Source organism: Streptomyces sp. NPDC046215, from assembly GCF_040646215.1.
Taxonomy (GTDB): Bacteria; Actinomycetota; Actinomycetes; order Streptomycetales; family Streptomycetaceae; genus Streptomyces; species Streptomyces stramineus.
In genome coordinates this window covers 1-12,002 of the sequence record NZ_JBEYZW010000032.1, presented here as the reverse complement: position 1 = coordinate 12,002, position 12,002 = coordinate 1, and the positions used below count along the sequence as shown (strand labels likewise).

General features: G+C 65.8%; 11 protein-coding genes. 6 read left to right on the top strand and 5 right to left on the bottom strand.

Features of this window, described 5'->3' with window-relative positions:
* Positions 1-101: 101 nt before the first annotated feature.
* The gene (locus tag ABZ951_RS16300) at positions 102-1,220 is read left to right on the top strand and encodes an IS630 family transposase (protein WP_344090875.1); all 1,119 of its coding nucleotides are present in this window, start codon (positions 102-104) and stop codon (positions 1,218-1,220) included.
* 26 nt (positions 1,221-1,246) lie between these two features.
* Here the strand turns inward: ABZ951_RS16300 and ABZ951_RS16295 are convergent, their stop codons facing one another.
* The 4 genes from ABZ951_RS16295 to ABZ951_RS16280 form a co-directional block, all read right to left on the bottom strand.
* Positions 1,247-1,564, bottom strand: a complete 318-nt coding sequence (locus ABZ951_RS16295) for an Imm51 family immunity protein (RefSeq protein WP_344090878.1) — start codon at positions 1,562-1,564, stop codon at positions 1,247-1,249.
* A 90-nt stretch (positions 1,565-1,654) separates the two neighbouring features.
* Positions 1,655-2,008: a hypothetical protein gene (locus ABZ951_RS16290; RefSeq protein ID WP_344090880.1), complete on the bottom strand. Its 354-nt coding sequence runs from the start codon at positions 2,006-2,008 to the stop codon at positions 1,655-1,657.
* Positions 1,893-2,342, bottom strand: coding sequence for a DUF6192 family protein (locus tag ABZ951_RS16285; protein WP_344090882.1), 450 nt, complete (start codon positions 2,340-2,342; stop codon positions 1,893-1,895). The genes ABZ951_RS16290 and ABZ951_RS16285 overlap by 116 nt, the downstream gene beginning before the upstream one ends.
* Before the next feature lie 479 nt (positions 2,343-2,821).
* Positions 2,822-3,262 carry a hypothetical protein gene (locus ABZ951_RS16280; protein ID WP_344090884.1) on the bottom strand — a complete coding sequence of 147 codons (441 nt, stop codon included), beginning with the start codon at positions 3,260-3,262 and terminating at the stop codon, positions 2,822-2,824.
* Between the two features lie 292 nt (positions 3,263-3,554).
* Here ABZ951_RS16280 and ABZ951_RS16275 point away from each other — a divergent pair, with 292 nt between their 5' ends.
* From ABZ951_RS16275 to ABZ951_RS16265, 3 genes are all read left to right on the top strand, one after another.
* The gene (locus ABZ951_RS16275) at positions 3,555-4,127 is read left to right on the top strand and encodes a glycoside hydrolase family 25 protein (protein ID WP_344090887.1); all 573 of its coding nucleotides are present in this window, start codon (positions 3,555-3,557) and stop codon (positions 4,125-4,127) included.
* Positions 4,128-5,240: 1,113 nt separating this feature from the next.
* Positions 5,241-5,444 (top strand): hypothetical protein, encoded by a 204-nt coding sequence (locus ABZ951_RS16270; RefSeq protein WP_344090890.1) that lies wholly within the window; start codon positions 5,241-5,243, stop codon positions 5,442-5,444.
* A gap of 183 nt (positions 5,445-5,627) precedes the next feature.
* The gene (locus tag ABZ951_RS16265; protein WP_344090893.1) at positions 5,628-8,483 is read left to right on the top strand and encodes an AAA family ATPase; all 2,856 of its coding nucleotides are present in this window, start codon (positions 5,628-5,630) and stop codon (positions 8,481-8,483) included.
* A 145-nt stretch (positions 8,484-8,628) separates the two neighbouring features.
* Here ABZ951_RS16265 and ABZ951_RS16260 read toward each other — a convergent pair whose 3' ends face one another.
* Positions 8,629-9,126 (bottom strand): ATP-binding protein, encoded by a 498-nt coding sequence (locus tag ABZ951_RS16260; protein ID WP_344090895.1) that lies wholly within the window; start codon positions 9,124-9,126, stop codon positions 8,629-8,631.
* A gap of 1,739 nt (positions 9,127-10,865) precedes the next feature.
* On the opposite strand from ABZ951_RS16260, the gene ABZ951_RS16255 reads away from it, so the two are divergent.
* Positions 10,866-11,144: a helix-turn-helix transcriptional regulator gene (locus tag ABZ951_RS16255; RefSeq protein ID WP_344090898.1), complete on the top strand. Its 279-nt coding sequence runs from the start codon at positions 10,866-10,868 to the stop codon at positions 11,142-11,144.
* A 373-nt stretch (positions 11,145-11,517) separates the two neighbouring features.
* The gene (locus tag ABZ951_RS16250) at positions 11,518-11,736 is read left to right on the top strand and encodes a DUF5988 family protein (protein WP_344090900.1); all 219 of its coding nucleotides are present in this window, start codon (positions 11,518-11,520) and stop codon (positions 11,734-11,736) included.
* Positions 11,737-12,002 lie beyond the last annotated feature (266 nt).

Sequence of the window (12,002 nt, the reverse complement as noted above, 5' to 3'; positions counted from 1 at the left end):
CCTCAGGATTTCGGGCGCATCACACTAGTGCTGTGACCGGTAACCTTTGCCGGGCCGCTCGTTGTGCTGGATGTCAGGACGGCGTGTGGCAGGGGGCGTGTATGGCACCGGTGAGGGTCCGCCGGCTGACCGAGCAGGAGGGGCAGAAGCTGCAGCGGATCGTTCGGCGGGGAAGCACCAGTTCGGTGCGGTTCCGGCGGGCGATGATGCTGCTGGCCTCGTCGGGCGGCAGCCCGGTCCCGGCGATTGCACAACTGGTCCAGGCCGACGAAGACACCGTCCGGGATGTGATCCACCGGTTCAACGAGATGGGCCTGGCCTGTCTGGACCCTCGGTGGGCGGGAGGCCGTCCCCGCCTGCTGAGCATTGAGGACGAGAACTTCGTCGTCGAGACGGCCACCACCCGGCCCACCGCACTGGGCAAGCCCTTCACCCGCTGGTCGATCCGCAAGCTCGCCGACTACCTGCAGCGCAACATTGCCCGCACGGTGAGGATCGGCCGGGAGGCCCTGCGCTGCCTCCTGATCCGCCGCGGGATCTCCTTCCAGCGCACGAAAACCTGGAAGGAGTCCCCGGACCCGGACTTCGACACCAAGCTGGACCGCATCGAGTTCGCCCTCACCGAGCGGCCGGACCGGACGTTCGCCCTGGACGAGTTCGGGCCGCTCGGCATCCGCCCGACCGCGGGATCGTGCTGGGCTCCGAAGGGGAGCCCGGAACGGCTGCCGGCGACCTACCGCCGCACCCACGGCATCACCTACTTCCACGGTTGCTACTCGGTCGGCGACGATCAGCTGTGGGGCGTGGTCCGCCGGCGCAAGGGCATCGACCACACGTGGGCTGCCCTACGGTCGATCCGCGCGGCCCGCCCGGACGGCGCCCCGATCTACGTGATCCTCGACAGCCTGTCCGCGCGCCTGAACTGGCGGATCCGCCGCTGGGCCGCCCGGAACAAGGTCGTGCTCTGCTTCACCCCGACCTACGCGTCCTGGGCCAACCCGATCGAGGCCCACTTCGGCCCCCTGCGGCAGTTCACCCTCGCCAATTCGAACCACCCCAACCACACCGTCCAGACTCGGGCCCTGCACGCCTACCTGCGCTGGCGCAACCAGAACGCCCGCCACCCCGACGTCCTCGCCGCCCAACGACGAGAGCGCGCACGGATCCGCAGCGAGAAACACATCCGCTGGGGCGGCAGAACTCTCCAGCTTGCGGCCTGAACCCGGAAGACCTGCTGGTCACAGCATTAGTCGTCGAACTCGAAGCCTGCCGTCTCGGCACGGGCAACGATCTCGCGAACTGCGCTGGAATTCGAGATCACAGGCTCAAGGGCAGCCTTGAGCTGCGTGAGGTCACTCAGGCTCCCGAGCGCACAGAACATGCCACCCTCGCTGTCGTAATCGAGGTGCTCAGCGAGATCCGGCCAGGCGAACTGCACAAGGCCCTCCCAGAAGTACCCATTCGGCTCGTGTCCGGCGGCAACTACTGCAGCATCGGCGGCCAGGTCACCGGCAGCGAGCGTCAGCGAGTGTTCGCCGTCAATGTCATGCAGGGTGAGAGTCACGGCGCGATCTTCCCATGCCCAGTGCCCAGCCGGCCCGGCCAATCCAACCGCTTGGCCGCCCCCACCCGGCGAACCTTCCTGGTCACAGCACTAGGCTTTGGCGAGCTGGTTCAGGGTCGCGCGGACGCCGATGAGTTGTGCGACGGCCAGGCGGGCCCATTCGTCTTCGGGGTGGCGGGCCAGGTGGGGGTCGAGCGTCTCCGTGATCACCCGAGTCAGCCGGCCCAGGATGATCCGGAACTGCTTCTTCTCGTACTCGATCCAGTCCGCGGGCTCATCGGAGAACATGTAGCCGTCCCGGCGGCGCCAGATGATCGGAGTTAGGTGCTCAGCGGCCCCGACGTCGCGCAGGTGCTCGACGCCGCGGGCGACCTTCGACGGGATCAGCCTCGTTGCGGCGACGAACTGGCGGGTGTGCAGTCCTGTGGGGCGGGCTTCCTTCAACGCCGGCCGGACCAGGCCGCCGTAGTGCTCGGCGACCGGCCGGGCTTTGCCTGCCACGGTCACTCACCTTTGAGGAGCTGGACGAGTTGCTCGTCGAGGTGAAGTTCCCCCGGTCCATCGCCGCCTCCAGCCAGTCGGCCGCGGTGCGGACCCTAGTCACTCCCCGGCGCACATGCTCGCGCTCGTCGTCGCTGAACTCCTGGCCCCGCAGCCGGGGAACCAGCCGGCCGAGGGTGGCCACGAACTGGTGACACGACCCGACCAGATCGAGGTATTCGATGGTGTGCTCGATCTTGCGGACGGCCGGGACGCGGTCGCGGACCCGCCCGTGCAAAACGGGCGGGATGGAAGGGACCGGTGGGGCATTCGCCTACGGCGTTTCGGTAACGCCCTTCCGCGACGCCTGCCGCGCGCGGATGGCCCGCACCCGGCACCGCGGCGAACAGTAGACCGCCGAGCGACTCCGCTCCACACCCACCGTCCAGCACCGCCCGCACACCGGACACGCAGCCGTCTGGCCCAGCTTCATCGCCACGACCCGATCGCGGGCCCGCCGCAGCCTCCGCCATCGCCGTGACCTGCACTTCGACGAGCAGAACGACGCCGTCTTCGGTATCCCCAACGACAGCGGATCAGAGCACTCGCGACAGTACCGCGGAACGGCCTCTCCAGACGCCACAACCAGCAGCATCCAGCACCGTCGCCCACTCGATCAGGGGAATTTCCAACACCCTCTTACGACGGCGGTTCGCGCAGCGGGGCCGGTTCAGCTCACTGCGGAGCGCTGAGGACGATGGCGCATGCCATGTGATGTCAGACCGCTCGGCCGGTCAGGCCCAGGGCGCGGAAGGTGACACGCTGGTCGTACCACAGCAGCGTCACGGTCGCTGAGGCCATGACGAGCCCGAGCGCGAGGTGCCCGCCCGTGGACGTGACCGGGGTGCCGATGAGGGCGAACAGGCCGTGGGCGCCCAGCCGCAGGGCCACCAGGGCGAACACGATCTTGCGAGTCCGGGAGTTCTTAAGCATCGCCTTCACCACCTTGGTGCGGCGGCGCAGCACCGTCAGCCCGGTCACGATGTTCACAGCGGCGAGGGCGACGAGGACCATCCATGCGCCCTCCCACGCCTTGCACAGGTCGAAGGCCGCACCGAGGGTGCCTTCGAAGGCGAAGAACCACGCGGGCAGCGGCTTCACGTCCGACAGGTCGGCAGTGGGGGTGCCCTCGGCCTGCCGCTTGGTGATGTCGATCATGTGTGCCGCTCTCCTGGTGTGCTGTTTCGTTTCTCCGACGTTCTTGATCCTTCCGGCCGGCGGATCTCGCGGGCAGAGCTGGGCGTCCCGCTTCTCCCATGACAAAAGTCGTACCGGAGTGACCGGGCTTACGGGACTGACCGGTTTGGGTTACGTGGCCCCGTATCCGGCCCACGCGAAGCCCGACGGGCGAGATACCCGTCGGGCGCTTCTTAACAGCAGGGGAAGTAGGGGTGGATGGCGAACTCCAAGGTGGCTAGATTTTAAGCAGTATGGGTCACAGGAGATTCACATGATTCACGGAATCGACGTCAGCAGCCACCAGCGCAAGAACTACCCCATCGGCGGGAGTGACTTCGTCTTCGTGAAAGTCAGCGAGGGCACCTCATACACGAACCCGAAATGGATGGCGCAACGTGACCGGGCGGAGCGGAAAGGGCTGGTCGTTGGTTTCTATCACTACGTCACCCCGGGCTCAATGGCCGCGCAAGTGGACTACTTCCTAGGTGAGGCCCAACCGCGGGCAGGCCACATGCTGGCCCTCGACTGGGAGGATCCCGGCGTCTCGTGCAAGGACAAGGACCGGTGGATTGCCGAAGCTCGCTCTGCGGCACCCGGCCATAGGGTGGTCCTTTACTGCAATCGTGACTACTGGCTGCACCGCGACACCACCAGCCGGGCGGGCGACGGTCTGTGGATCGCTGACCCCGACCACCCTGCCGGACACCCCGCTATTGAACATCCCTGGACTTTTCACCAGTACAGTTCGGCTGATGGATTGGACCGCAACGTGGGCCGCTTCGTCGACCGTGCCGCGCTTTCAGCATGGGCAAGCGAAGCGAAGACCCGTCGCGGCCCGCGTTGAACCCCAGATCACCCCAGACCCGTTGCCGAGGGCACGCATGCTGGAATTAGGGGTTATGCAGCATGCCGCCCTCGGCTAGTTTACGGAGCATGAACTTCGTCATCGGCAATGGCAACGGGTCATTGCGCCGAACATATGATGGAGAACGAGGGTTAATAGTTGGCCTGCCGTTGTCATGAGTTGTCCGGCTGCGCCTTCGCCCTCCGTATCGTTGGATGCCGGCCTCCTTGCTCCAGCAGCTTCACATGCCAGGAGCGGTCGTTGCTATATGGCTGAAGCCGCACAGCCATATAGCTGTGAGCGAACGAGGACGTTCACGAGACCGTCTCCCCCCGCGCGGGCGGGCACAGCACCCCTCTTGCCCGTCCGCGCCCCCGGCCGCCCGTGCACCCCACCGCGCGGGCGGCCGGTCCGCTGGCGTAAGGCAGGACAAGAGGTTGTGTTCCATCAGGACGGTAAGGCTCGTGCTCCGGCTGTTTCCTTTCCCGAGCGGCTCTTCTTCGCCTGCCATTGCTGGATGCTCCTCACCACACTGTCAGGGCAGCCGATTACTTCTCCCTGCGTGATGTCGTCGTCCGTACCCCTCGATGGGGGAATGGAAGCCGATAACCACCAGATTATTCGAGGGCGCCAATGCGGGGCGCTGAAATGCCATGTTTGACGGTCGAGTGATAACCGGAGGGCAGCGATTGCGGTCTGCGGTTGCTTCCGGGAGCGATAACCGGATAGACCTGTGGAACGAAATACGCACGGGATGTGCTTCGGTACCGCCGTCGAGGATGGGCTCGAAATGTATCTTCAAGACCCGATGCGTTTCAATCATCTGTTGAGATTGAAAGGCATGTCACACCGTGTGCTCGCCCGGCGAGTCAGAGTTCCGGCCCCGATCATTGCCTTGATGGCAGTTGGGCGGTGTGGTGTCGGACCGGAGACGGCCCGGCTCGTGGCCTCGGTACTCGGTGTTCCCACTCAGGAACTCTTCCGTGATTCCGCACCGGGAGCGGTGGACGGGGGCCGCCCTGCAGCCCCCGAGGGGGAGCGGACGCGGCAAGTGGCGTCTTTCTCCGGTCTCGTACCGCGTCAACGCGGCCCGAAGGATTGAGGGGAGCAGCCATGGTCAGTAGTACATCGGACAACGCTTTGCCGGAGGTCGCGTCTTCGCCGGATCACCAGATGGCGGCAGTCAGCACCGCTGATTCGGTAGTCGCCATCAGGGAAATGCTCAGTGAGCTGAGCAAGGTTCTCGACAGGTGGTACAGCGAGGAGCAGCGCGACCATGACGAACGGCAGGGCGGTGGCTCCGGCCGCCGGTTGTGACACCGGGCGGCATTTGCGACGCTGAGCCTGTGCTGCGGTCACAGGAGAGCGGTTGTTCAGGATCGGCTGTCCAGGGCAGAGCCGATCGTCCCTGAGATCAGGTGCCAAATGCGGAATGTTGAGTTGTCAGAGCACGAGCTGCAGGGAGGCGTTGTCGTCGACTCCTGTCCTGGGCTCGAGAGCGTGGGACTGGTCGATCGAAGTGAGCAACTCGACCAAGTGCGGGCGGCTTTCAGCGCAAGCAAGTCGAGCGTGGCAGGCGTAGTGTTTGCCGAAGGCGGAGCCGGCTGCGGGAAAAGTACCTTCCTTGCGGAGGTTGCCCGTGACCTGGCGGCGTCGGGGGCCTTGGTGCTGAGCGCCGGCGGGGTGGGTGCGGAGAGGCACGTCCCGCTGAATGTCCTGCGCCAGTTGCTGAACAATCAAGAGATCCCTCACGATCGTCAGGTGGATCTTGCGAGGATCCTCCTCAACGGCGGCGAGGCCGAAACCCCATCGGTGGGTCGAGCCGTGGGGTCGCCGACATCGGGCGAACCGGGCTGGACAGTGACGATGCAGCAGCTGTGCGCGGTGTTCCGAGGCATGGCCTCGGCGGCCCCCTTGGTGATCGCGATCGACGACATGCAGCATGCGGACAGCGTGTCGCTGGAGTGTCTGCTTTACACGGTTCGTACTTCCCGGCGCGCTCGCATCCTGTTGATCTGCACGGTGGACCCCTCTCACCAATCGACCGATCCGGTGCCGGACGCAGATTTTCTGCGGCTGCCCGCATTTCATCGCGTTGTGCTGAGCCCGCTCTCGCGGGACGGGGTGAGCAGGCTTCTCAGCACCCGGTCCGAGCAGCAAGCGGAGAGCCACATCCTGGCCTACGTTCTGGGAGCCACCGGCGGCAATCCCTTGCTGTTGCGGTCCTTGCTCGAAGAGCACCGACGGGGCATTCCCTACCCGGCCCCCGCCGAGGCAACGATGCCGGGCGAGTCCGCGGACCCTTCGGGGGATTCTTCACAGGTGGCTGTCGGGGGGTACTTCTACCGGGCCGCGCTCGCCTGTGTGTCGAGCATGGGACCGATTCCGCGGGAAATCGCCGGCGCGCTTGCTGTGCTCGGACCGTCCGGTAGCTCTGAAACCCTGACGAAGGTCCTTCACCGGAGTGCTGCATCCGTGGCCTGGGGGCTTCGCGCCCTGGATATGGCCGGACTGACGGAAACGGGACGTCTGCGTCACCCGCTGATCGCGGCGGCGGCACTCGACGCCCTGCCTCCGGGACACCTTTCCCGCCTGCACCAACGCACGGCGAAGCTTCTGTACGACAGGGGAGCTCCGGCGCTGGAAATCGCTCGGCACCTTCTTGCGACGGGGCACGCGGCGGACCGATGGGCGGTACCGATTCTGCGTCACGCTGCCGAAGAGGCACTGGCTGATGACGAGGTGACGCTGGCGAATGCCTGCCTGGAGCTGTCTCTTGGCATGTGTGCTGACGAACAGCAGCGGGCCGACATCAGAATCAGGCTCGCCCTGACCACCTGGCGTATCAACCATTCGGCTGCGGCACAGCGCCTCACCGAGCTCGTGGCCGACCTGCACGCCGGGAACCTCGGTGCGACGCAGACTGCCTCGTTGGCCGGTCTCCTGATCGCTCGGGGCTGCCTGGACGAAGCCGGTGAGGCTCTTGATCGTCTGCCCGGGCGACGGGATTCTGCCGGGCGTCCGACCGATGTCCACTGTCACCTCTCCGGGCTGTGGGCTTCGGCTGAGTACCCGGTCCCTTTCGCTCATGCCTTCGGTCGTCCGACAGCGCAGGAATCGGGTGAGGCCGTGCAGGCCGCGTCGGGTGAGGTCCCGGGGCTGGCCGCTGCCGCGTCTGCGTGGTCCATGCCCGGTGACGGTTCCAGCGCGTCCGCCGCGGAGTCCGCTGCGCATGTCCTGCGGCATTTCCCCCTCGGCGACACGACCCTGCCTCTGGTCACCAACGCTGTTCGGACGCTTGCCCGCGCCGGGAAGACCGACAGCGCAGTGCACTGGTGCAACAAGTTGCTCAGTGAAGCCACTCGCAGGGGAGCTCCCGGGTGGCAGGCGGAATTCGCCGCCGTGCAGGCGGAGATCTCCCTGTCACTGGGGCTCCTGAAGGATGCCGAGGAGCAGGCTGACCAGGCAATGACATGCGTGCCGCCGGGGGGCGACAGCGTATTCATGGGCAGCCCGCTTGCAACCCTCATCATGGTTTTCACTGTTATGGGCCGATATGACGAAGCGACGCAGAGGGTCAACCGCCCGGTACCCGAAACGCTGTACCGCAGTACTTACGGACTCGGATACCTGCGGGCGCGCGGCCACTTCTACTTGGCCACCAACCGTGCCCTTGCCGCTGTCAGCGATTTCATCAATGCCGGGCGCATCGCCACGCGGTGGGGGCTCGACTGCCCGGAGATCCTGCCCTGGCGCACCGACGCCGCCCAGGCGTTTCTACGGCTCGGGTACCGAGCCCGGGCCGGCCAGCTGATCAAGGAGCAGCTGTCGAGAAGCCGGGGCAGGAGTGCGCACGTCCTGGGCGTTTCGCTGAGGTTGTGCGCGAGGCTGGTGGAGTCCGCCGAGCGGCCCCGGCTGCTCACGGAAGCTGTCGACGCGCTCCAGACCTGTGGCGACCGCCTCGAATTGGCCAGGGCGCTGGCCGACCTCGGTGCAGCCCATCAGGGCATGGGCGAGCTGGCGCGGGCCAGCATTCTGACGCGCCGCGCGTGGCGGATGGCCAAGGAATGCGGGGCCAAACCTCTTTGCGAGGAGATCATTCCCGGCGGGGAAAGAGAGGAGCATGCGGGGAGGACCCGGACGGGGCTCAGCGAATCGGAAATGCGGGTAGCCGTCCTGGCCGCTCATGGAAACACCAACCGGGAAATATCCATCAAACTTTGTGTCACGGTGAGCACAGTCGAGCAGCATTTGACGAAAGTATTCCGAAAGTTGGGTATTTCCCGTCGCCAGCAGTTGCCCGCGCGACTGCAGGTGGCGCTGGGGGGATCCGACGCTCGGGTCGCGCGATCCTGACGTGCGGCCCGCCGAGGCGCCAGGGCGATCGGCCGGTCATGGGCGGCCGGTCGCCCTGGTATTTCTTCTGCAGGGTGGCGTGTGCCCGGGGGTTGCGAGAGGTTGCTCTGCCACCGGCGGGTCCTGCGAAGGCGCCCGGCGTGGATCAGCAGGGTGTGGGGGGTACGTACACCCAGGTGACTCGCCGTCCGTTCGCCGCAGGGTGCCAGGACCAGGAGTGTGCCAGAGCCGAGACGATGCCCAGGCCGCGCCCGGACTCGCAGTCCTCGGGCACCCTCACCGGTGTCGAAGGGCACGTGGGCCCACCGCCGTCCTCCACCTCGATCACCAATGCGCCGTCCCCCTCGGTCAGGGTCAGCCTGATTTCCTGCGGTAGCGCATGCCGGATGGAGTTCGCCAGAAGTTCGCCGATGACCAGCTCTGCACGGAACACCTGGTCGACGTGGCCCCCTGCCCACTGGCTGAGGGTGCTGATCGCGGCGTGCCGGGCTCGCGGGATGGCATAAGGGTGCGGCAGTACGGTCGTGGTGAACTGCTGATGTACCGGGATGCTGGGATGGACCGGGTAGGCGGGGGCGGTGGGATCCGGAAGGCTGCCGCCGGATTGCCACGGGTGGACCGGGGATTCCTGGTTGGTGGACATGGCTGTTCCCTCATTGCCTGAGCTGTTTGTGCATGCACGCGAATTGGAGTGGCTTTGAGAAGCTCGGGTGCGGTCAAGGTCAGGGTGTGAAATCCATGTGATCTCGAGGCCCTGATGCCCATGCTCCGCTATCGCGGAACCATTATTCCGGTCACTCTGGGGTCAGCCCCTCTTGGATACAAGGGGAATGGTCGAACTCGGTGGGGTTTATCCTCCTAGGGGTATTTGCCGGAGGGGTGAAGACGCGCTGGGAAGAGGGAAAGAGTTCGCGGGTGAGGGCGTGCTCACGGGGCAGGGGAGCCCGTCCGCTGTTCCGGGCCGGCCCGTCCCGCGGAGGTTCCGCACGCGGCTCGGCGCTACCTGATCGAACGCTTCTTCCTCCCCGTACCTGGGAGCGGGTTCGCCCTCGGAGCGGAGTGGTCGGACGCGTGGCAGCTAAAGCGTCAGCTGCCTCCGTAAGCAGAGGGGTCGGCCCCTTGATGCCTGGTTCTGCGACAGGCCGGCGTCGTCGTCAGCGCGGGCTCGTGAATGTTGGAGTGGTGATCGCGAATCATTGATCGGCGATAATGGCGCAAAGTGCCCCATGGATGGCTTAAGTGTCCCTTCGCGGGTAGTCGGAGTGCCTGTGAGAACTGCCGAAGGAAACGATCCGGCATGGCTGGATATGTTCTCTTCCCGGGCGATTTCCCATATAGCTGATAACTCCTCAGAAAACCCATTGGTCACTCGCGTTGAGGTTCTTCGGAATGTCCAGTTCACACGATCGGGCGATCTTTGAGAAGAGACTTTGGCGGGGCCCCGTCCCGGCCCGGTACCGCCCTTGCCGTGTGCGGCGTAATAGGGACCCGGCGAAGGTTCATGCGCTATGCCGTCCCGTTCCTCTTGGGTCGGCGAGGCGCCGTCGAAGCAGTAACTGCTGGAATATAAACAGGCGTTGGGTAGGCGGGAGAGCTCCGGGCCGTGCCCGAGGCGCCACCGCAGAAGCCCCTGGTGTCGTCAACGCGGTTATGCAGAAGCGTGGTTACTGACTCTTTACCCCTGGGGCTGCCGAGCGCATACGTCTGTCCGAGTGCTTCGGAAAGGCCCGGTGAAGACGCCGCGAGCTATACGAACACCACCCTGCCCCCGCCCTCTGAGGCGGTCCGGCGCGCGTCTGGATCCGTCCGCCGCCCTGATCCGGTGCAGGCCCGGTCACCGTCCGAGCACCGAGGGGCACCGATGAGCCCGCCGGAGACCCGGCCTGGCCCGCACCTGGACCGTTGCGGTGACGACCTGGGCTGATCGTGGAGCAGACGCTCTCTCGGGCATACCGACCAGGGCCCGGGAATCGTGCGCACGATCGTGGCTGTTCGTGGCTGTTCATCGCACGTCGCCGCCCTTTCCCTACGCGTGGAGGATCGGAAAGCCTTCCGTGACAAAGAGCCGTGGATGCCCGGTCCGGGTGTCGGCCGGCGCCCGGAACCGCACACCGGGGAGCGTTCCGGGTCAGGAGACCACGGTGAGCCCGTGCGTCATAACAGCCTCATTCGAAGGGTCACCGGGCGGGTGATAACTCGCTCCGGAGCACCCGAAGCCGCCATGTTCCCACCGTGCTGCGCGCAGGGCGGCTCCGGGCGGAAGCCCGTCCATAACTGACACGCGAGGGTCGCGGAGAGTTATTGCGGAGACGGCGATAACTGTGTTGCTCTGAACCGACGGCTCACGGACTGTAGAAGCGTGAGCCCTGACTAGGGGACGCCATGCATCTGCGAGATAAGGAACGCTTCGACGAGTTGGTACGGCTGAAGGGTCTCTCCCAGAGAACACTGGCCCAGCAAGCGCACGTCACGCAGGCCTTCATCTCCCTGGTGGCGCATGGGCGCCGTGGGCTCCGTCCGGAGACCGCGTGGCGCATCGCCTCTGCGCTCGGGGTGTTCACCGATGAGCTGTTCACCGCTCACGACCAGGAGCCGCCGTCTCGCCGGCCCGCGAGCAGCTTCAACCGCGTCCGGTTCTCCAACAGGTCCCAGCAACACTGACGGACCCGGCCGGCCACGGCGGGGGCCGGCTCGGCGTCCGCGCCGTTCCGGATTTGCTCAACCCGGGACAACCGTCCCCGGAGATCGTGCCGTCGATATGGACCCTCACATTGAGGTCGAACCGACGGGACCGATGTCAGTGACAAGGCGTACGCCCTGACAGGGGCCGCCCGGTGCCGAAGTCGATGAGTGCTCGTACACCCCGACGCCTCGTCCGACTCGAGACACCCCTGACATCCCCTGAATGTTCCCCTCTTCGTAGGGCCCGTGTAACAGGGGTTCCTGCGGCGCCAGGATGCGTGTTCCGATGCTATCGGACGCTTCGCGGTCGTAGCTTCGCTCTCGCGGCGAATAATCGGAGGAGTGTACGGCGATGTCTGACAACGTACCGAACATCGTTCTTCTTGGTGGGCCGAACAGTGGTCTCGACCACCACGAACGGATCCGTTACACGGAGGACCTTGAATCCGCGGTCAAAGTTTTCCGCGGCAATCGCTATGAACACTTCCACCCCACTGATGAAACCACGGTCCAAGGCGGGCTCGAGCTCCGTGTCTTTCGCTGGCGGAGTCGCACGTACGTAGCCGAATGACGCGGATTCGCCATGTGTGACGCCGAGCGGCCGGCTGTGCCGCTCACAAAGGAGGCTGGGGGAGTGACCAGGGAGCCCGGTAGCCCGGTCAAGCCGACGAGGTCACCGGAACGGCCGCATAAGGGGAGGAGCTCGCGAACCCACGCGGACGGGGCGGTCGGGGTGGGTGGTAAGGAGGTGCGTCGTCTGGAGCGGGTGATCATCCGGTTCGCGGGGGACTCGGGTGATGGTATGCAGCTCACGGGTGACCGTTTCACGTCGGAGAC